This is a genomic window from Brevibacillus sp. HB1.3 (assembly GCF_013186635.1).
Taxonomy (GTDB): domain Bacteria; phylum Bacillota; class Bacilli; order Brevibacillales; family Brevibacillaceae; genus Brevibacillus; species Brevibacillus brevis_D.
On the sequence record NZ_JABMIT010000002.1, the window covers coordinates 445,487 to 465,302 of the forward strand.

At 47.7% G+C, this 19,816-nt stretch carries 20 protein-coding genes; 8 read left to right on the plus strand and 12 right to left on the minus strand.

All coding sequences use genetic code 11. The features are described from left to right. Window positions 1-262: 262 nt before the first annotated feature. The 8 genes from HPY31_RS06670 to HPY31_RS06705 all read right to left on the minus strand — a co-directional run bounded on the left by HPY31_RS06670 (window position 263) and on the right by HPY31_RS06705 (window position 8,797). A complete protein-coding gene (locus tag HPY31_RS06670; protein ID WP_016739542.1) occupies window positions 263-829 on the minus strand; it encodes a glycerol-3-phosphate responsive antiterminator in 567 nt (188 codons plus the stop codon). Window position 830: 1 nt separating this feature from the next. Next, window positions 831-1,652: a sugar phosphate isomerase/epimerase family protein gene (locus HPY31_RS06675; RefSeq protein ID WP_172139515.1), complete on the minus strand. Its 822-nt coding sequence runs from the start codon at window positions 1,650-1,652 to the stop codon at window positions 831-833. Window positions 1,653-1,670: 18 nt separating this feature from the next. Next, window positions 1,671-2,474, minus strand: a complete 804-nt coding sequence (locus tag HPY31_RS06680; RefSeq protein ID WP_016739540.1) for a carbohydrate ABC transporter permease — start codon at window positions 2,472-2,474, stop codon at window positions 1,671-1,673. Window positions 2,475-2,486: 12 nt separating this feature from the next. Then, on the minus strand, window positions 2,487-3,374 hold the full coding sequence (locus tag HPY31_RS06685; protein WP_015893894.1) for a carbohydrate ABC transporter permease: 888 nt from the start codon (window positions 3,372-3,374) through the stop codon (window positions 2,487-2,489). 27 nt (window positions 3,375-3,401) lie between these two features. Beyond that, window positions 3,402-4,718 carry an ABC transporter substrate-binding protein gene (locus tag HPY31_RS06690; protein WP_172139517.1) on the minus strand — a complete coding sequence of 439 codons (1,317 nt, stop codon included), beginning with the start codon at window positions 4,716-4,718 and terminating at the stop codon, window positions 3,402-3,404. 25 nt (window positions 4,719-4,743) lie between these two features. Continuing rightward, on the minus strand, window positions 4,744-5,844 hold the full coding sequence (locus HPY31_RS06695; RefSeq protein WP_016739536.1) for an ABC transporter ATP-binding protein: 1,101 nt from the start codon (window positions 5,842-5,844) through the stop codon (window positions 4,744-4,746). A gap of 61 nt (window positions 5,845-5,905) precedes the next feature. Further along, window positions 5,906-7,987, minus strand: coding sequence for a glycerophosphodiester phosphodiesterase family protein (locus tag HPY31_RS06700; protein WP_172139519.1), 2,082 nt, complete (start codon window positions 7,985-7,987; stop codon window positions 5,906-5,908). Between the two features lie 21 nt (window positions 7,988-8,008). Further along, window positions 8,009-8,797 carry an HAD-IIA family hydrolase gene (locus tag HPY31_RS06705; protein WP_172139521.1) on the minus strand — a complete coding sequence of 263 codons (789 nt, stop codon included), beginning with the start codon at window positions 8,795-8,797 and terminating at the stop codon, window positions 8,009-8,011. 370 nt (window positions 8,798-9,167) lie between these two features. Here HPY31_RS06705 and efeO point away from each other — a divergent pair, with 370 nt between their 5' ends. From efeO to HPY31_RS06740, 7 genes are all read left to right on the plus strand, one after another. Beyond that, a complete protein-coding gene (efeO, locus tag HPY31_RS06710; protein ID WP_172139523.1) occupies window positions 9,168-10,061 on the plus strand; it encodes an iron uptake system protein EfeO in 894 nt (297 codons plus the stop codon). Between the two features lie 4 nt (window positions 10,062-10,065). Further along, complete coding sequence (efeB, locus tag HPY31_RS06715; protein WP_172139525.1) at window positions 10,066-11,343, plus strand: iron uptake transporter deferrochelatase/peroxidase subunit; 1,278 nt, start codon at window positions 10,066-10,068, stop codon at window positions 11,341-11,343. 27 nt (window positions 11,344-11,370) lie between these two features. Beyond that, the gene (locus tag HPY31_RS06720) at window positions 11,371-13,155 is read left to right on the plus strand and encodes an FTR1 family iron permease (protein ID WP_172139527.1); all 1,785 of its coding nucleotides are present in this window, start codon (window positions 11,371-11,373) and stop codon (window positions 13,153-13,155) included. A gap of 223 nt (window positions 13,156-13,378) precedes the next feature. Beyond that, window positions 13,379-14,308, plus strand: coding sequence for a decaprenyl-phosphate phosphoribosyltransferase (locus HPY31_RS06725; RefSeq protein WP_015893902.1), 930 nt, complete (start codon window positions 13,379-13,381; stop codon window positions 14,306-14,308). A gap of 32 nt (window positions 14,309-14,340) precedes the next feature. Then, window positions 14,341-14,697, plus strand: a complete 357-nt coding sequence (locus tag HPY31_RS06730; protein WP_041749727.1) for an SMR family transporter — start codon at window positions 14,341-14,343, stop codon at window positions 14,695-14,697. A 23-nt stretch (window positions 14,698-14,720) separates the two neighbouring features. After that, window positions 14,721-15,161 (plus strand): divergent PAP2 family protein, encoded by a 441-nt coding sequence (locus HPY31_RS06735; protein WP_015893904.1) that lies wholly within the window; start codon window positions 14,721-14,723, stop codon window positions 15,159-15,161. A 27-nt stretch (window positions 15,162-15,188) separates the two neighbouring features. Continuing rightward, window positions 15,189-16,877 (plus strand): spermidine synthase family protein, encoded by a 1,689-nt coding sequence (locus HPY31_RS06740; RefSeq protein WP_172139529.1) that lies wholly within the window; start codon window positions 15,189-15,191, stop codon window positions 16,875-16,877. 310 nt (window positions 16,878-17,187) lie between these two features. Here HPY31_RS06740 and HPY31_RS06745 read toward each other — a convergent pair whose 3' ends face one another. Genes HPY31_RS06745 through HPY31_RS06755 form a run of 3 tightly spaced genes read right to left on the minus strand, consistent with a single transcriptional unit; the run spans window position 17,188 to window position 17,922 of the window. Further along, complete coding sequence (locus tag HPY31_RS06745; protein ID WP_157966762.1) at window positions 17,188-17,343, minus strand: hypothetical protein; 156 nt, start codon at window positions 17,341-17,343, stop codon at window positions 17,188-17,190. A 14-nt stretch (window positions 17,344-17,357) separates the two neighbouring features. Next, window positions 17,358-17,573 carry a helix-turn-helix domain-containing protein gene (locus tag HPY31_RS28775; RefSeq protein ID WP_172139530.1) on the minus strand — a complete coding sequence of 72 codons (216 nt, stop codon included), beginning with the start codon at window positions 17,571-17,573 and terminating at the stop codon, window positions 17,358-17,360. A gap of 13 nt (window positions 17,574-17,586) precedes the next feature. After that, window positions 17,587-17,922, minus strand: coding sequence for a sigma factor-like helix-turn-helix DNA-binding protein (locus HPY31_RS06755; RefSeq protein ID WP_172139531.1), 336 nt, complete (start codon window positions 17,920-17,922; stop codon window positions 17,587-17,589). Between the two features lie 279 nt (window positions 17,923-18,201). Here HPY31_RS06755 and HPY31_RS06760 point away from each other — a divergent pair, with 279 nt between their 5' ends. Beyond that, window positions 18,202-18,801: a hypothetical protein gene (locus tag HPY31_RS06760; RefSeq protein WP_172139532.1), complete on the plus strand. Its 600-nt coding sequence runs from the start codon at window positions 18,202-18,204 to the stop codon at window positions 18,799-18,801. Between the two features lie 35 nt (window positions 18,802-18,836). Here the strand turns inward: HPY31_RS06760 and HPY31_RS06765 are convergent, their stop codons facing one another. Next, window positions 18,837-19,796: a DUF4855 domain-containing protein gene (locus HPY31_RS06765; protein ID WP_172139533.1), complete on the minus strand. Its 960-nt coding sequence runs from the start codon at window positions 19,794-19,796 to the stop codon at window positions 18,837-18,839. Window positions 19,797-19,816: the final 20 nt, after the last annotated feature.

Genomic DNA, 19,816 nt, shown 5'->3' on the forward strand with positions numbered 1-19,816 from the left:
GGGTGTCACTTCGCTGCTATTTTCTTCATCGTAGAATTTTGTTACTTACATTATAAAATTACTCTTGTGTGATTACCAATCATGTAGGCATTTGGACACATATCTGTAAGAAACACGGATGGATAGCAAACCAGATAAAATGGTAGGCGGAAGGGCGTAATGATTTATTACATACAAAACGGTCATGACCGTTTTGTTGACCGCAAGCGGTTGCATCCACCTTTATGAAAAAAGACAGGTGCTTTCACACCTGCCCTTTCTCTTAAACAGTCATATGGTTCCACATCTCCGACTTACTCAACGAAACAGCATCTGCGCCACCCTTCAACGCTTCGTTGACCTGTTCCATATTCCAAATCAACCCGCCCAATATAATCGGCTGCGACAAATGCTCCTTGATATACGAAATAATAGACGGCGCTATCCCCGGCATGATTTCAATCGCATCCGGCTGGTTTTCCAAGACGTTTTTGATAGTCGTCGTGAGAGAGGTCGAATCGATCAAAAAGACTCGCTGGATCGTCAGCATCCCTTCCTTTTTGGCCGCGCGAATCATTGGACCTTTGGTAGTGACAATGCCTGTTGGTTGGATATAGGTGGACAAAAAACGAAAAGCCTCCTTGTCATTGGACAAGCCATTCATGAGGTCTGTGTGCAAAAAAATCGGCTTGCTCGACTGACGGATGGTTTCGGCTTCCTCCATTAGCTTGGTCAGCTTTCCGTACATCAAAAGAATCGCGCAAGCGCGGGACGCCATCGCCTCTCCCAATCTATCCTGTTCGGTTGCCGCAATAACCGGATTCGTTTTCAAAATCGTTTTCATGTCCATGTTATTTGCCTCCTGCCCTCAGTAGCCGTTCCACACTTACCTCAGCGCAGCCAAGCTGCTTTGTCTCTACAACCCAATGACCCGCAAAGCCATTGTCTTTTAAAAGTGACAGGATAGGCTCGAACGGGATCGTTCCTTCCCCCACTGCCAAATGATCGTCGAGCTTGCCAAAGTTATCACTCAGGTGCAGAGCGGACAAATCAGGAAGCACCTGCTGCAAGGCATCGGTCGCATAGCCCGGACGAATCAAATAGGCATGGCCCACGTCGTACACGATTCCCACGCGCGGGGAGTTTACATGACGGCATATACGCACGAGATCCTCAACGTTCCACCCCAGCACTTTTGGATAAGGGGGCACATTCTCGACCGTCAGAATGGTTCTACTCTCTGCGGACAGCTCGGAGGTCAACACGTGGAGTGCCTGACTCACATTTTCCACACCTCTGACACGCTCTGTTTCCGCGAGTCGATCTTCTACCTCCCCTGCATGCATCACGACGTGCGTGCAGTCGAGAAAGCTGGCAATCTCCAGGCAGCGCTTCATCGTGTCTAACGTTTGATCCCGGGTTGGTCCTGCATCCGCCGCCAGATTGCAGCCACGAATCGGTGCATGAATCGACCAGGCAATCCCTCTCTCGTTTCCCTGCTGCTTCAACTCTTTCAGCTGCTCCCAGGACCAGTCCAAGAGGTCGACATGATTCTCTTCACACATAATCTCGATGCCCTTCCAGTCTTTTTGCAAAAGCTGAACAATCGCATCACGCAAGGACAGATCAAATAACGCATAGGTGGATACGGCAAACGAGCCTTTGTCTCTCATGATTCATGACCCTCCCTCTTATTTCACGCCGGAGTGGATGAAGCTGTTGATAAACTGCCGCTGGAACAATAAAAATGCCAACAACAACGGAAAAATCACCATGACCGTTGCTGCACTTACCTCGGCCCACTGCGCCCCCGTCTCAAACGATTGAGCAAAAATCGCCAGACCGACCGTCAACGGACGATTTTCCACGGAATTCGTAATAATCAGCGGCCACATGAAGTTGTTCCAATGGTAGCTCACCGAGACCAAACCAAAAGCAATGTAGGTCGGCTTCGCTAGTGGAACGTACACCCGCCACAAAATCTGGAACCAGGAGCAGCCTTCCATCCGTGCCGCCTCCTCCAGTTCGTTCGGGATTGTCTTGAAGGTTTGTCGCAACAGAAAGACCCCGAAGGCCGAAGCGAAGTACGGCAGCATAATGCCGATTTTGGTATCCAGCAAAGACAAGTCACGCAGGACGTTGTAGTTGGGGAAAATCAAAATATCTGCTGGGACCATGAGCTGGACCAGGAACAGGACAAACAACACATCCTTTCCCCAAAATTGCAGCTTCGCAAAGGCATAGGCTGCCAATGTAGCCGTGATCATTTGCGCCACCAAAATACCGGTCACGATCAAAAAGGTATTGATGTAGTACTGGTCAAAGGGTGCTGCGTCCCACACCTTCGCAAAGTTATCGAGTGTAAAATCTGTACTGAACGACCACGAAGTCGCCAGCTCCCTCGGGCGAAAGGAAGTCCAGACCGCCCAGAGCAAAGGAAACAACCAGAGAACGGCCAAGCCGTACATTCCAACCGTTGTGATTTTGCGAAGCATCTGCCATCCCCCCTAGTTGTAATGAATCTTTTTATCCATACCAAAAAACTGAAAAGCAGCGACTAGCAAGAGCAGCACGACCATGACAATCGTCAATGCCGAAGCCATTCCTTGATCCCAGAAAGAAAACGCCGTCTCGTATATGTAGTACAGCAAGAGATTGCTGGCATTATCCGGTCCGCCTTTGGTCATGATCACCAAATGGTCTACCAGCTTGAAAGAGTTGGTGAAGGCGATAATGCTGACAAACATCGTCGTTGGCATAAGCAGTGGAAAGGTAATGCGGCGAAAAACCGTCCACGACGATGCTCCCTCCATGGAGGCGGATTCGTATAGCTCCTGTGAAATGTTTTGCAGCCCAGCCAAATAGAAGATCATGAAATAGCCCGCTTCCTTCCAAATGACCATGAAGATCATCGCCCACATCACATTTTTCTGATCGCCGAGCCAGTTCATGTCGCCTTTTCCGAACCACTCCATCACATGACTAAGCGCTCCGTACTCCGGTGTGTAAATAAATAGCCAGATGTTAGCCACAGCAATCATCGGAACAACTGTCGGGTAAAAATAAGCCGTGCGGATAAAGCTCTTCCCTCGTAATGCCTTGTTGGCGAACAGAGCCATAGCCAGCGCGAGAGCCACACTCGTCGGCACTGTTCCGATGGCGAACCAGATATTATTGGTCAACACCTTCCAAAACACTTCATCTTCCAGCATTTGTTTATAATTATCTATCCCGTTAAAAAACGGCTCTGGAGAACCCAGATCCGCTTGATGAAAACTGAGTATGAACGTTTGTATAACCGGATAGAAGGTAAACAGCAGCAGGAAGATGAGGGAGGGAAGGAGCAAGAGCCAGGCGTACATGTTCACTTTCCATTTTGCGCGTAGTTCCCCCATTGTCGCTCCCCCATTGCCTTGCTTGATTTATTTGTTGAACGGCGCCAGCATCTTGTCCGCTTCTTCCTGCGCTTTTTTCAATGCTTCCGCAGGCTCAGATTGACCAGTGATCACGGATTGCAGTGTGTCGTTCAAGAGCTTTGTCACTTTACCGTTATTGTGCGTAGACAGCTCAGCATGACCGTATTCCAGCTGGTCACGAGCTACTGCTGCTGCCGGGAAGTCCTTAACGTATTGCTTCATCGTCTCTTCTTCGTATGCAGATTTGCGTGTAGCGACATAGCCAGTATCGACACTCCACTGAGCAGCGCGCTTAGACTCGGTCATAAAGCGAATGAACTTCCATGCCGCTGCCTGTTTCTTTTCGTCCGTTCCTTTGAACATGTAGAAGTTGCCGCCACCTGTCGGGCTGCCGTAGTTCTTTTTCGCTGGCAAAAACGCTACGCCAAAATCAAACTTCGCGCTTTTCTTCACGTTCGTCAGATTCCCTGTCGTATGGAACATCATCGCCGTTTTGCCTTCCAAGAAATCAGAAGGCACAGTCGCCCACTCGTTGACGCCTTCAGGCATGACTTGATGCTTTTTGGACAAATCTACCCAAAATTGCAGAGCTTCTACATTTTCTGGCGTATCCAAGAACACTTTTTTCCCATCTTCGGACATCAAGTTCTTGCCGTTTTGTAGGGCCAGCGCCTGGAACATCCAATACGTAAAGCTCGAGGAAGGAATCTCGACGCCGTAGCGCCCGTCCTTTTTCAATTTGGCCGCGTACGAAACCAGCTCATCCCAGGATGTTGGTGGTTTTTCCGGATCAAGACCGACTTCCTTGAACGCGTCTTTGTTGTAATAGAGCACGATGGTGCTTCGCTGGAACGGAATGCTGTATGTCTTGCCATCTACTTGAGAATTCGCCAGGAAGCCTGGGAAGAAATCATTTACGTATTCGCTGCCGCCATCCTTGGCAATGAGGTCGTCCAACGGAAGGATGGCATCCATGTCCATCATCGTATGCAGCTCAGTAGAGAGCATCACTGCTACGTCGGGAGGAGTCTTACCCTGTACAGCCGCCTGCACTTTTGTCGTTGTGTCTTGATAACTGCCCGTATAGACTGGCTTGACTTTGATATCTGGATTTTCTTTGTTAAATTCTTCTGCCATTCCGTCCACGATCTTGGTCAAAGGACCGCCAACCGCAACTGGATAATAGAAGGACAGCTCTGTTTTGCCAGACGAATTGGCTCCTTGCGTCGCGTTGTTCGTAGACGAAGAATTGCCACTGGAGCAACCCGTGATCAAACTCATACTCATGACGACCGCAAACAAGCTTTTGACAACTTTACGCATCGCAGTACCTCTCCCTTTTCTTTTCTCAATTGGTCGTAACCGCTAGATTTTTTCCGGTTTCTCCATCAAACACGTTCACCTGAGCTGGATCAAAACGAACATGCATGGTTTCACCTCTTTTGCAGTGCCATTGCCCGTTCCATTTGGCCTTCCACAGCTTGTCTCCCACGGTGAATTCCACAATGGTCTCAGAACCGAGAATCTCTACTCCTTGTACGGTGACAGGGAACTGGAAGGTAACGTCGACAGATTGCCCTTCAAGGGCGGGTTGAAGTGACTCTGGACGCAGACCGAGAACGACCGGGGTCTGGTCCTTGATACCGTGAAACATAGGAAGTGGCAAAAAATGCTGACCTGCCAGCTCAATTCCTGCCTGATCGCCTGCTCGCCAAATAGCAGGGACCGTATTCATCGGGGGTGCCCCCGTAAACTCCGCCACGAACAAATTCGCTGGATGGTTGTAGACATCGAGCGGTTTTCCGACTTGCTGAACCTCGCCGTCGCGCAGGACCATCATGCGGTCTGCCATCGTCATCGCTTCCACCTGATCATGCGTAACGTAAATCATCGTGATGCCCAGCTCTTGCTGCAAGCGACGGATTTCCGTGCGCATGTGCCCGCGCAGCTTGGCATCCAGATTGGACAAAGGCTCGTCCATGAGGCAGATAGGGTGCTGACTGACGATGGCCCGTCCGAGTGCAACACGCTGTCGTTGCCCCCCGGATAATTCCTTCGGCTTGCGTTGTAATAGATGTGCGATACCCAGCATCTCCGCTACACGCTCCAACCGCTTGCCCTGCTCTACTTTGTCTACCTTTCGCACCTGCAAACCAAATAAAATATTATCTTTTACCGTCAAATGCGGATAAAGTGCGTAATTTTGAAAGACCATGGAGATGTTTCGCCCGCTCGGAGGGACTTGATTCATCGGCTTGCCGCCAATCAACAGCTCTCCCGTGCTGATCTCCTCCAGCCCGGCAATCATGCGCAGTGTGGTTGATTTCCCACAACCAGAAGGCCCTACCAGCACGAAAAACTCTCCTGGCAGAATACGAGCACTCACTTCATTGACTACCTTCTGGCCCCCATACATCTTGGAAATGCGCCGCAATTCCACTTCAGCCACGACTTTCCCCCCTGAATCTCTCGCTGTTTTTTACGTATCCCTCGACTATACCAATTGCTTACTAAGGTAATATTTGGGTATTGTAAAGTTTTTGTGCATAGTCGGTAATAATTCCCCCGACTCCCGCCTCGGTTGCCCGCTTCATATCTGCTTCCTCGTTGACTGTATACACGGTCAAAATGATTCCCCGATGCTTGGCGAATCGGATCAGCTCTGGCGTGACAATCTGATGGTTGATATAGTATTGAGCATTCAGTTGAACCGCGTCTGTTATCTGCTTTTCGGCGTACTGTTCCAGTTGTTCCTTCGGCTTGGTCCCACTCAAGGTAAAGCCGAGTCCCAGTTCCGGATTGAGCTTGGCGAAACGCTCCAATACTTCTGAGCTGAAGCTGCTGACAATCACATCTTCAACCGTGTCGTGCTCCTTGATGACCTTCGCCATTTCCTTTTCGTACCCAATCCCCTTTGCTTCCAGAATGACCACCGCTTTGCCCTTGGCCGCTTCCAGCAATTCATCCATGGTAGGAATGACAGCATCGGTAATTTCAGGCTGGTACCAGGAAGGATTTGCTGGATCGAGCTTGTTCGCATTCAATTCGCGCAGTTCCTTCAGTGTGAAATCCTTTACCTTCCCGGTCCCGTTAGTGGTACGCTCCAGATCAAAATCGTGGATTAGGACAAGGTGGCCATCCTTTGTCTTGTGGACGTCTGTCTCGATGATTTCTACACCCAGCTTCATTGCTTCTTCAAAGGCGTACATCGTGTTTTCCGGTTTTAAGGAAGGGATACCTCTATGCGCCATGACCAACGGAGGTTGTGTGATGCTTTTCTCTGGGTAAACAGCAAGCAGCTCATGCACCTCTTTTGGATCGTGTGAGACAACCCCCACCACTCCCATCTCGATCATTTCACTCGCTTGGCTCTTGTTCGCCCGATCAATTCCCCACACGGACAACCCGCGATTGCGGAAATAACGAATGACATCCTCCGTCATCGCAGTTTGCGAGAGAACGATCACATTCGAACGACTGCTCCTGGCTGAGCGTACGAGTTCCTTTTGCTTCTTTTCGTTCAGCTTGCCGTCGATATACACGAGAGCACCACGGTATTCATTGTTTTTCTCCCGCATCTCTTGAACAATTTCCGGTCGGGAAGACACAATGTGCACATCCGTGAGATTCTCTTTCTGGAGCAGACGATCAACCTCGGCTACCAATTTCTTGTCCTCGATATGAATCACCGGAATCGCCTTGCCCTTGATCTGCTCCAGTACCTCGTCCAGCGATGTGCCGTCCTGGGTGATGACTCCGTTCTTCCCGGATTTTTTCACCGGAATAAAAATGGAAGACGCTTCTGCATCCAGAATCGCATCGAGCTCGGACTTCTCGTCGTACATGGCAATCACCGTCGGCGGAAGGACAATGCCCGTCTTAGGTTCAGGGACAATCAGCACGTCGTCTTTTAAGTCAGAGACTGGAATCTTGTCTTTTTGGGCATTCGGTCCAAACAACAACTCACCAGGGGTTGGCTTGGGCTGATCAACAAAATCTTTGGAAGCATCATTCGTATCCTTTTCTGTCAGGCGTTCCATCGAGTGTCCACCAGCTACTCCCGGATGAGAGATGACTCCAGGAACCTTCGCATCCATATAAGCCATCGAATCCACCACATTGTACGCAGGATCCATCAGAATGACGTGGTCGCCGCCATTGGCCAAATAAATGCTGCCTGTCGCCCAATCCGTCGGCAATAGCTCAGGCACGTCTTCCATGGAATCGAACAATTCAAAATCTGGCGTGACGCCATGGCGTTCCACGATTCCGTCTGCATAGCGGGAAATAACAATCGTCTGGTAAGGCTCAATCATGGTGCCTTCTGGAAACGCATGCATCCCTTCATTTCCGCCACGCGTTTCCTCGTCGCCGATCATGTATCCACTCAAATCAATCGAATCGTTGGAGATATTAGTGATTTCGATAAACTCGCCTGTGCTTTCATCAAAAAGAGGATCATTGACAACTTCTGTGATGAGCAGGGTTTTGCTCACCGCGCTTTGCGCCATTACGGACGGCATACTGCCTGTCACCAGACTTGCTGCCATTAGTGACCACAACCACTTTTTGCTGCTTTTTCCCAACTCCATCTCCCTTGCCTCCTCGTTTTCCTAGTCGACTTGCACCATGGCTTCCATCGTCGGAAGGATGTAATCTGGCTGAATCTCTGTGGCTTCTAGTTCGCGGCTGGTCGTCACACCCGTCATGACCAGCGCCGTTTTCATGCCGCTGTTTTTCCCAAGTAAAATATCTGTCTCTAAACGATCGCCCACCATGACGCATCTTTCTGGCTGCACTTGAAGCTGTTGAAAAACCTGCTCGGCGTAGTACCGAGACGGCTTGCCAGTCATCGCCCAGATAGAGGCTCCACCAGCCGTTTCAATCGCTCTCGCCAACGCCCATGTATCAGGAATGGCCCCCCCTGGCACCGGACATACCGGATCGGGGTTCGCTACGATCAGGATGGCTCCCTTTCGTACAGCGTCAGCAGCCTGTTGCAGCTTTTCATACGTAAATCCACGGTCCATTCCAACCAATACATGCGTAGCTTCCTCCGCATCTTGCACCTGCTTTATATGAAAGCTCGCGATCTCTTCCTCCAATGCAGGCTCTCCAACGATCAGGACACGCGCTTGCTCCGCATTTTCTTGAAGATACAATCCCGCTGCGTAGGCAGCCGTCATGATTTCTTCCCGCCCGGCAGTTAATCCGAGCTTCTGGAGGCGAGTTTGACAAGCTGTTCTTGTCTGTACCGTCGTATTGGTCAAAAACATGATTTTCTTTTGCTTCTCCCGCAGCGTGGCAAGTGTCTTTTCCACCCCAGGAAGCAGTTCATTCCCAAGGAAAATCGTTCCATCCAAATCAAAAAAATACGCTTCGTACCTATCTGTATCTAGCAAATCCCCTGCTCGCTCCTTTCATTCGAAAACACAAAAAGCCCTCATACACGGCAATAGCACAAAGAAACAAACCGATCGAACGGTCTTTTTCAAATCTATTGCTGTATGAGGGCTTTCTCCACGTCTCGACCCACTTACAGACGTTATTCATTTAGTTGATAGGTCGATCATAACAGGTCATTGTTAAGGGATTGTTGAGCTATTTTTGGTTTTATGTGAACAACACCAAAACTAACCATTAGTAGTTAGCCAAAAAAAGATTGCAAACTGTCTAAGAAAGAGTAAAATTCTTTGTGGATGATAATGATATTCATTATCGAAATATAATCGTATAATTATACTCTTATATCATATGAAGGGATGTCTTTTCATGATCCAAAAATGGAGTTATCCACTCGCGGCAGTTGTTCTCGGCTCTTCCTTGCTCGCTGCTTGCGGAAACGCACAAACAAAGACCGAAGAGAAAAAACCAGAAGCCACGCAGCCTGACAAGCCTGCCGCTGCTGATCAGTCCGCGACAGCGAGCACTACTCCTTCTCCTGAGCTGCAAGCCTCTATTGATCAATACCGAAAATGGGTCGTTGACCAAACCGACCAATTCGTAAAAGCAACAGAGAGCTTTACCAACGCCGTCAAAGCAGGCGATATGGAGAAAGCGAAAAAGGAGTATGCTCCAGCCCGTGCTTACTTTGAGAAAATCGAGCCTATCGCTGAATCTCTCGGCGATTTTGACCCGTGGATCGATGCCCGCGAAGGCGATGTACCTGATAACGAATGGCGCGGCTATCACAAATTGGAGAAAGCTCTCTGGGAAACCAAATCGGTTGCTGACCAAGGTAAAGTGGCAGACCAACTGCTGCAAGATGTGAAGCAGCTCCGCGTGAAGGTAGAGAGCGTCGAAATCGATGTGCCTATGTTGGTAACGGGTTCGGTAGAGCTCTTGAATGAGGTATCGTCGAGCAAGGTGACTGGTGAGGAAGAACGCTATTCCCACACAGATTTGTACGATTTCGCAGCGAACGTAGAAGGCGCTCACGAAATTTACAAAGTATTGAAGCCTGCTGTTACGGAAAAAGACGCTGCTCTTGCAACTGAAATTGAAGCTCGCTTTGCTGATTTGGACAAAGCCCTCGCACCATACCGCAAAGGCGACGGCTATGTGCTATACACCGAATTGAAGGAAGACCAAGTGAAAAAGCTGAGTCAGTCCCTCGATGCATTGGCTGAGCCTTTATCCAAAATGGGTAAGATCGTAGGAGGCTAACAAGATGAATGACAAGCATCTCGAAAACACCACAGCGAATAAATTCACACGTCGAGAAGCTCTGAAGTTGGCTGGTGTCGGGGGGATTGGACTGCTGTTAGGAGCGACTGGGGTTAATACCCTTATGCCCTCCTCTCCTAAAAATGAGCAGACGAGTGCCACTCCGACCGGTGCAGATGAGGTCATTCCCTTTTATGGCAAGCATCAGTCCGGGATCATTACACCTATGCAGGATTTTATCTGCATGGGTGCTTTTGATTTGACGACGACCTCGCTAGGGGATGTCCGCAGCTTGTTTCAAAGCTGGACGCAGGCAGCAGCGCGCATGACTGCCGGCAAAAACGTTGACGAAGAGAGCGATCACGCCCTTCTTCCTCCTGTCGACACGGGAGAAGCCATGGGCCTGCGCCCAATGAAACTGACGATCACATTTGGGCTTGGCGCTTCTTTCTTTGACGAGCGCTTTGGTCTGGCATCTAAACGCCCAGCTCCTTTGGTTGATTTACCTCGCTTCAACAGCGATGAAATGCGAAAAGAATGGTCTGGTGGCGATATTGTCGTGCAGGTCTGTGCCAACGATCCACAGGTCGCCTTCCATGCCCTGCGGAATTTGGCCCGGATTGCTCGAGGCAAAGCTGTCCTCCACTGGCTCCAGGAAGGCTTCCAGCGTACCAGTGCATCTGACCCGACTGGCTCCACACCACGAAATCTGCTGGGCTTCAAGGATGGCACGAACAATCCGCCGGTGAACGATCCTGCTACCGCAAATGAAGTCGTCTGGGCTAACACGGCTGAAAGTCCCGCGTGGATGGCAGGCGGCAGCTACATGGTCATGCGTCGAATCCGCATGAGGATCGAAGTCTGGGATCGCTCCACCCTTACCGATCAGGAGAATACATTTGGTCGTCACCGTTTAACCGGCGCTCCTCTTGGCAAAGCAAATGAGTTCGACGAGCTGGAGCTGGATCGAAAGGATGCCAAGGGTAAACCCGTTATTCCTGTGAATTCCCATACCGCCCTGGCCCATATGGAGGGCAAAGTGAAGATTTTGCGGCGCGGATACTCTTATTCAAGTGGAATGGATCTTAAGACTGGTCAGCTCGATGCTGGGCTGTTGTTCATTTGCTTCAATCGTGATCCACGCAAGCAATTCATTCCGATGCAACAAAAGCTCGCATCTGTCGACCGACTCAATGAATATATCACCCATGTCGGCAGTGGTTTGTACGCCTGTCTACCTGGTGCAAGTGAGGGCGGATACATCGGGGACACGCTATTTTAACCAACTACCTGGGATGGAGTGAACACCTTGAAACGCTATCTGTTTATCCTTTGTACATGCATGCTGCTATGGACATCTGCTCTGTCTGCCGCTGTAGCCGCGCCGCTGGTGCCAGAGCAGCTCAAGCAAATGATCGCCCTCTCTAGCGATGCCTTGATTAGCAGTGGAGATAACAACTGGGAAGAAGCAGCGAAAGCCATCAGCGGTATGAAGAGCGTCTGGGAGGGCAATTCGGAAGAAACCTCGGCAGATGCACAAGCTTTGACGCAAGCAATCGCGGAAGCAGAAAAAGCCCTTGCTCAAGCAAAGGCGAATCCCGACACTGCAAAAGCAGCCATCTCCACTTTGGCAAAAGCAACAGATCGTTACGTTTCGTCCAAAGAAGAAGGCGGTCAGCCAAAAGAACGCGCACACAAGCAAATTGCGGCATTGCTACCGCTCTTGCAAAACAGCATGACAGCCATCACGGAAGGCGATCTGACAAAAGCCAAGCAATCGTACAACAGCTTCGTCGCCGGCTGGTACAAGGCAGAGGGTCTTGTTCGAGCGGAAAATACCGCCGTCTACGGGGATATGGAAATCAAAATCAGCGGTGCGCGTATTGCCCTGAACACAGAACCACCCGATCCTAAAAAGAGCGCAGAGAAAGTACAGGCACTCATTACTACCGTAGACAATTATTTGTCAGGAAAGGCAGTCCAACAGGCCGCTGCGAGTCCTTCTTCCGAGCAGCCCACCATCTCGTCTCTACTGGTACTCCTTGCATCGGTAGAAACAGATATCGCCAATCAGGACGCAAACGCAGCTTCGGATAAAATGGAGACCTTTATCACCTCTTGGCCCTCTGTAGAAGGCGTAGTCATGACCAAATCACCTGCTACCTACAGCAGTATCGAAGCCAAGATGGTCGCCGTCCCGACACTCATCCTGTCCAATCCCCCGCAATGGGAAAAGGCGTCGGCTAATCTTGCGGAAATGAAGACAGAGCTTACGCCATTTGCGACAGCGTCCTCATACACCGCGTGGGATGCGGGACTCATCTTGTTCCGCGAAGGACTAGAGGCTATCTTGATCATCGTCTCTCTCCTTACTGTTCTGAACAAGTCAGGCAATGCCGACAAGCGCAAATGGATCTGGTCTGGGTCAATTGCCGGGATCGTAGTTTCCGCCATTCTTGCCGTCATCCTCAGTGTCGTTTTCTCCAACCTGTCCACAGGCAACTCGCGAGAAACGATTGAGGGAGTAACCGGACTGATTGCCGTCTTCTTTATGGTGACGATCGGTGCCTGGTTGCATAAGAAGTCCAATCTGCAAGCATGGAATCAATTTGTCGAGAAATCTATCGGCTCTTCTTTGGCAACAGGAGCTCTGTGGTCACTCTCATTTACCGCCTTTCTCGCTGTCGCCCGCGAAGGGGCAGAAACGATTATCTTTTATATGGGAATGGCTGCTACGATCTCCATGACAGACCTAATGATCGGCATTTTGAGCGCGCTAGTCGTCTTGGCCGTGATTGGCTTTGTCATCATCAAGCTCAGTGCACGCATTCCAGTGCGTCCGTTCTTTTTTGTTGCCAGCCTATTGCTCTACTACATGGCATTTAAATTCGTCGGCGTCAGCATCCACGCTTTGCAGGTGACGGGAAGCTTATCTGCACACAGCAGCGATTACTTGTTGTACGCACCGACTCTCGGCATTTACGCGAGCTGGGAAACGACGATCCCGCAATTGATCGTACTCGTGATCGTTCTTTTCAATTTGTTCCTGTATTCTCGAAAAAAAGCCGCCACTCCTATTCCACGAGTGAACTAAAAAAGAAAAAACCTGAAAAACGCAGCTCCATCACGAGGGCTGCGTTTTCTTATAAACCCCGCTATTATTTTTGACAATCATTCTTTCTCGCAAGTTCACATTTTTTCTGTTATCCTTAAATTTTTATGGAGGAAGTTATGATACCATATTACAGGTGTAACCTTCTTTTTACATTTTCCGTCATTAGAAGGTACAAGATTCGATATTAGGATAGGGGTTAGATATGGGGGCAACATCAAATTCTGTTAAAGTTGACGTCAAAACAACGCCACGCGTTCGACAAAATATGGTCTACCTATTAGTGAAGCAGCTTCGCCCACATCAATGGACGAAAAACTTGCTTGTCTTTGCTGCCTTGCTATTTTCCTTGCACAAAGTAAGTCCGGATGTCATTGGAAAATCAGTGCTGGCCTTCCTGCTGTTTTGTTTTGTATCCGGCTGTGTGTACATCCTCAACGATTTTGTCGATATCAAAAATGACCGAAATCACCCGGAAAAACAGTTCCGGCCCATGGCTTCTGGTGCATTGCCGCCAGCCCTCGCATTAGCATTCGGTGTGTTTTTGTTACTAGGTTCCCTGTTTAGTGCTTATTACTTTGACCGATTATTCGCGCTCGTACTGCTGGTTTACTTTGTACTCAACGTCGCTTATTCGTTAAAGCTGAAGCATGTGGTCATTCTGGACGTCATGATTATCTCAGCCGGTTTTGTTTTGCGTGCCATCGGAGGAAGTCTGATGATCCAAACACCGTTCACGCCGTGGTTTTTGCTCTGTACGATGCTGCTCGCGCTGTTTTTGGCCATCAGCAAACGTCGCCACGAGTTGATCTTGTTGCAGCAAGATAAAGGAACGCATCGCAAAGTGCTCGACAGTTATTCGTCCGAGTTGTTGAATCAGTTGAATACGATTGTGACGACCATGACAATCATTAGCTATTCCTTGTTCACTTTTACATCGGGACGCACGATTCACTTGATGTGGACCATTCCGCTCGTGATCTTTGGTATTTTCCGTTACCTGTATTTGATCACCGTTGCAGGCCAGGGCGGCAGTCCGGAAAAAGTTTTGTTGCAGGACAAGCCGATTCTCATTACGGTGTTCCTGTATGTCGTCATGGTAGCCGGGATTATTTACGTATTTGAATTGAAATAAGTTACTTGCTCAGATAGGTTGTGGATCAGACTATGCCATCAATTGTTCTCATCATCATTTCTGTGATCCTCAGTGCGTGTGGACAAGTCGCGATGAAGATGGGCGCATCCTCGCTCACCAGCAACAATGACATGCTGCTACTGAAGTTCCTGCACTATTTCACGAACCTGCCGATTATGGTGGGACTTGCGCTTTACGGACTTTCTGCGTTTATCTGGATTGCTGCGCTCGAAAAGGTGCAGCTCTCCTATGCTTATCCCATGGCAGCACTCGGATACGTGTTGGTAGCTGTGCTGTCCTTCTTGATCTTCAACGAACCGTTGTCCCTTACACGTATTGCCGGTCTGGCGATTATCGTCGTAGGCGTCGTCGTCATTTCTCAATCGTAATCATCACGTAGAGGAGTTTTCTCATGTTATATGCGCTAGCGCCGTTTATCGGCTGGCTCGTGTCCGGAATAACCAAATTTTTGATTAATTACCTCCGTTTTGGGTCCCGGGCCAAAGAAATGGTCGGGAACGGCGGATTTCCCAGCACGCACACAACTGTCATGGTCACGACTGTGTTTTTGATTGGTTTGCAGGAGGGCTTTACTCATCCTGCATTCGGGCTGGGTGTGGCTGTGACATTTATTGTGATCATCGATGCGACTGGCTTGCGCAGAGCGGTAGGAAAACATGCAGAGGCACTTAACAAGCTCGCAAAGGAACATCCGGACGTGTTTCCCACCAAGCCTTTGCGTGAAAGCATGGGACATACCAGATGGGAAATCGCCGGGGGGCTGGTACTCGGGGTACTGCTTGCGACCGTATTGCATCTGCTGGCAGCGAACCTCCCTAACCTCATTGGCTAGTAGATTCGTAGACAGGAGATTATGTTGATGAATAACCGTACAGCTACGTACTCGTTCCTGCTCGGGACGGCTTTGCTATTGTTTATGGCTACGATTGTGCTTAGCACATCGGTTTTATTTTTGTTCGGCGTATCCGTGACGGCCGCCAGCTTTTGGATTGGCCTCTTTGCGGCTTTGGCTGCGATGGGTGCGATGGTGTCGGCCTTCGTAAGTTCACGTCGTCGGGCCTGGTTTTTCTCCGTGTTGGCTGGACTGGCGATTGTTTCAGGCATCAGCTACTTCATCAGCGCCAATACGTTTGATCTCTCTTTTGACGGACAAACGTATCATCAAGAAGCAATCGTGAAACTAACCAACGGCTGGAATCCGGTTCATGACCAGCCCATCCTCAAGCCTCCTGGTTCAAAAGAAGTGGATGAGATGGATAATCGGGAGGTTCTCTCAGCCTTTCACCTGTGGATCAATCATTACGCCAAAGGTCCATGGATGCTCGATGCGGTCATGTATAAACTTACTGGTCAGATTGAGGTTAGCAAAATATTCAACCTGTTGTTGATTGCATCGTCCTTTTTCCTGACACTCGCTGCCATCCGAACCGCTTTCCCGAAGAGAAAAGGGGCGGCAATTGCCTTCGCGCTTCTCGCAGCGTTCAATCCCACGGTGATTACGCAATCGACTTCCTTTTATATTGACGGACAGCTTGGTTCACTCGTGCTGATCCTCTGTGCTCTCGGGTATCTGCTGTATAAGCGCTACCATGCCTGGACGCTACTGGCACTATGCGCAGCGCTCATGCTGCTGGCGCAGATCAAATTCACGGCATTAGGATATGCCGGATTGCTCGGCTTGGCTATTCTCGTGCTCTTCTTTTTCTATGATCGCCGTCAGCACATCAAAAGCATGCTCGTGTGGCTTTCGATTAGTCTGGTTATCACTGTAGGGGTTGTCGGGTTCAATCCGTATGTCACCAACACGCTAACGAAGGGACATCCGTTTTATCCGTTGGCGGGCAAAGGTGCCGTTGATATCATGACCTCGAACAGCCCGCATGGCTTCAAAGACAATTCCCGCATAGAAAATCTGGCTATCTCCTTATTTTCCAAATCGGAGAATATTGCAACACCCCATAGCCCTACATGGAAGGTGCCTTTTACGGTCACATGGAAAGAGCTCGCCGTGTTCTACTCTCCTGACGTGCGTGTAGCCGGATTCGGGCCGCTTTTTGGAGGAGCTGTGATTGTTACATTGCTGCTTCTCGCCGCCTTGCTTTTGGGGACTCATCGAAAAAAAGCGGCACCTTTCTTATGGATCAGTCTGGCGCTCTTCGTAACCGTGCTGATTAATCCGGAAAGCTGGTGGGCGCGCTATGTTCCGCAGCTTTGGTTGATTCCACTCTTGATTGCGCTGGCAGTCTTGGATGTTCAGAAGGGCTTTTTCCGCAATGCGGGCAAGGTTCTGGTCGTCATTTTACTCGCCAATATGGTGATGGTAAATGCTTCTCATATCATTGGACAGTCTGGCGCCAATGCATTGGTGAAAAAGCAGCTTGAAGAGATCAAAGCAAGCAACAAAACGCTGGTCGTAGACTTCCACCATTTCAATGCGGTGAAAGTCCGTCTGCAAGAAGCTGGCATTCCTTTCGTCGAGCAAAAGCTGGATAAAGGTGAAGATGTCAAAGGCTTTATGACTACGCGTGCGGTTTATCTCTTAAAGTAATGAGTAATCCCCTTCACAACCAAATGGAAGGGGATTTTTGTTTTTACTATGATCGCTAGCCAAAAAGTTGCCCACCTGACAGACTGAAGGTAAATCGGAAATGCCTCCAATTCAGTTCCTCCACCTACTTCTTAATTGCTTTTAGCTCTTTAGACAATTTTTGTTGACTTATGAGTATCTGGACCAAAGCAGCACTCGATGTAAGGAATAACATCGTAGCCAAGAAGCATCCTCCTATTCACAATAAGATAGAAGTAGAAGGAAAAGACCCTTTCCCTTCTACAATTTATAGAGAGAAGGAATAACCGCCTTACGGTGATTCTTCTTTTTCGTCATTCTTAGTGGCACGTAATGTTACATTAATCAAATCGCGAATTTGTACTTTCAACTCAACATGCTTATGGATTACCAACAAAGTCAAAATTGCGATAAGTATTGCAATGATGACTGTAACTGTTTCATTCATTCAATAGCCTCCTTTTATGTAGGAGTGGCCGTTGATTGGATCAGCTCCATCAACATTAGCTTTAGAGATTGCATACTATCTTCATGTGGCGTACGAATAAACCAAGTCATTTTTTTCATATCGGGTTCGTAGTGATGAATTAAGGCTTCAATTGCAAGCCGATTTCCTTTTTTAGCATCATCAACTAATTTACAAAAGTCTTTTTCGGATAATGTCTCAGTTATTACCACACTACTCCCCCTTTTAAGCTAATGCGAATTTATTTCGTAAACGTTGTAGGGCCTGTACTTTACATGCGTGTAGTCGAGAGGGAGAAAGTTCTAATCTCTTTGCGACTTCTCTTTCAGATCTTCCTTCAATGACCACCTGTTGAATGATGAAACGTTCTCGTTCAGGTAGACTGTTAAGCAATTCCTCAACAAACATCTGGGAATCAACTTCTTCTGTATGACCGATGTCCCACTTTTCGTTGGTAAACTGAATTTCCCTACGATATTTTTTCTTTGCCTCGTATTGCAACTTCCAAGCTGATCGTTTCAACTGCTGCCTTATCTTCTCCTCAAGTGATTGTTCTGTCATATAATCCCCCCTACCTACTAGGTAAAATAAATGGGTATTTGCTCACAGATTTTTGATACAAACAAGAAAACAAGGGATCGTATGTTCTATTTTACCACAAAAACTGACAAATTTCTCCCTAAAATTCAATATTTTTATACATTCTTGCAACATAGTTCTATGAGTATTTAGGTTCATTTTCAAGCAGAATTCTTTATAACTCCATGATAAACGGAACTTTTTCCCAGCCGGGACGTCTAACAAGTATAGCGGTAAATTAACTTAGGGGAGGTAACAGCCGTGGTAAAAACTTCGCTTCTCACATCATTGGCCTTGGCCATTTCAATTGGATTTTCAGGAATTATTGCTCCGTCAGTTTCTGCGAATACTCCTATACCAAATCAAAACGTTCAGTCCCAGCCTTTGATTGAACATGTAAAATCCATAAGAACTGAACATAAAGGTATTTCCTCAACTGCAATTACTGAAAAATGGTTTAATCCACAAAATGGTTTTCTAAGAGACGACAATTTCGTAAAAGAACCAGGAAAAATCACTTTAAAATCCAAAGTACATCAATACCCTAACAAAAAGTCGCTGTATAAAGAAACTATTGACCGATATCAAGACAAGGATATTTGGACATATTTGGGTATTGAGACCTTGAATGGGCAGCAAGTCAAAAAGATGAAAACCATTATTGAGCCGAAAAGTGGTATTTATCACATCGCGTACGTAAGTTCATCAACGGGGTTGCCCATAAAAGAAGATAAATTTGATAACCAGAACGATTTATTGACTACTTATGTCTACTTTTATGATCAGGTAACCGATCCGAATGGTGAGATCTTTACAGTAAAGGAGAAAAATTTAGAGATCGATCTGCAAAAAACGAAGTGATTATCACTTCGTTTTTTGCATTTTCATCTATGAGATTACACATCGTAGAAATTGTTGATTGCATCAAAAAGAGAGTTACTATTTAGAAGGTTATGCGTCGATCCAGCGTAGAAAACCATTGGCGCTTCTTTGACAATTCCAGAGAAAGTATCAACATAGTAATCGAACCTGTCAGATCGGCTATTTCGATAATTATCATCACCTTCCATGGTTACCCCAATTAATGCTGTGGCCGAAGTCTTTCTTCCACCTCCAATAACGTCTCCATCTAAATCATAGACATTTTGACGATTGGCACTATCAAAAACTTTATCCACGTTCTCTTGGTAAGGATCGCCTTGAAAATAGTATTGTGGTTGGATGCAAATGATATCAAAAATGTCTGTTCTGTTTGCAATTACCCCTAGATTATGAGTGATATTCTCTGCGTACGTTCCAAAGCCATAGTATGGCGCCCACATAAACGATTTTTTATGTGTATTACGTACTCTGTAAGCAATATCATTCAACAATTTAACCATTTTGTTCGAGGTCGGGTTTGTACTGCTGATTTTCTGATCGATTGGGAAAATCGTTTCTGTTCGGAAGTAAAATCCTTCGATACGGAACTTCCATTCCTTTTCACCTAAAATTTCGATACATGTGTCTTCTACTTTTCGCATAAAGGATCGATAGTCGGAATAGAAATCATCGATATTTTTAATTGTAGTAATATCATTACTTAGTGCTGGCAACGAAATATACAAGTCTTTATGGTCTACTTCTGATGCTTTGTATTCAGGTAAAAAATCAGCAAGATCATCAATCATTTGATCAATTACAGCATTACGGTCTGACTTGCCCTTTCGATAGTCAAAAAACACTCTATCCATGTTTCCTAGGTGCACTACGAAATCATGAATGTTGGTACCATCGAATTCATTTAGCATCTCTGTTGTTACCGTTCCATAACCTTTTCCTGTATAAAGATGAATTCCACGCATTCCTTTAGACATATTCACAACACTCCTATTTT

Bases quoted from the DNA above. Each gene is read 5' to 3' on its own strand.
- efeB (WP_172139525.1), top strand. From the start codon at position 10,066: ATGAATGACAAGCATCTCGAAAACACCACAGCGAATAAATTCACACGT.
- HPY31_RS06725 (WP_015893902.1), top strand. From the start codon at position 13,379: ATGGGGGCAACATCAAATTCTGTTAAAGTTGACGTCAAAACAACGCCA.
- HPY31_RS06745 (WP_157966762.1), bottom strand. From the start codon at position 17,343: ATGAATGAAACAGTTACAGTCATCATTGCAATACTTATCGCAATTTTG.
- HPY31_RS06730 (WP_041749727.1), top strand. From the start codon at position 14,341: ATGCCATCAATTGTTCTCATCATCATTTCTGTGATCCTCAGTGCGTGT.
- HPY31_RS06670 (WP_016739542.1), bottom strand. From the start codon at position 829: ATGGACATGAAAACGATTTTGAAAACGAATCCGGTTATTGCGGCAACC.
- HPY31_RS06735 (WP_015893904.1), top strand. From the start codon at position 14,721: ATGTTATATGCGCTAGCGCCGTTTATCGGCTGGCTCGTGTCCGGAATA.
- HPY31_RS06765 (WP_172139533.1), bottom strand. From the start codon at position 19,796: ATGTCTAAAGGAATGCGTGGAATTCATCTTTATACAGGAAAAGGTTAT.
- HPY31_RS06685 (WP_015893894.1), bottom strand. From the start codon at position 3,374: ATGGGGGAACTACGCGCAAAATGGAAAGTGAACATGTACGCCTGGCTC.
- HPY31_RS06675 (WP_172139515.1), bottom strand. From the start codon at position 1,652: ATGAGAGACAAAGGCTCGTTTGCCGTATCCACCTATGCGTTATTTGAT.
- HPY31_RS06680 (WP_016739540.1), bottom strand. From the start codon at position 2,474: ATGCTTCGCAAAATCACAACGGTTGGAATGTACGGCTTGGCCGTTCTC.
- efeO (WP_172139523.1), top strand. From the start codon at position 9,168: ATGATCCAAAAATGGAGTTATCCACTCGCGGCAGTTGTTCTCGGCTCT.
- HPY31_RS06700 (WP_172139519.1), bottom strand. From the start codon at position 7,987: ATGGAGTTGGGAAAAAGCAGCAAAAAGTGGTTGTGGTCACTAATGGCA.
- HPY31_RS06690 (WP_172139517.1), bottom strand. From the start codon at position 4,718: ATGCGTAAAGTTGTCAAAAGCTTGTTTGCGGTCGTCATGAGTATGAGT.
- HPY31_RS06740 (WP_172139529.1), top strand. From the start codon at position 15,189: ATGAATAACCGTACAGCTACGTACTCGTTCCTGCTCGGGACGGCTTTG.
- HPY31_RS06755 (WP_172139531.1), bottom strand. From the start codon at position 17,922: ATGACAGAACAATCACTTGAGGAGAAGATAAGGCAGCAGTTGAAACGA.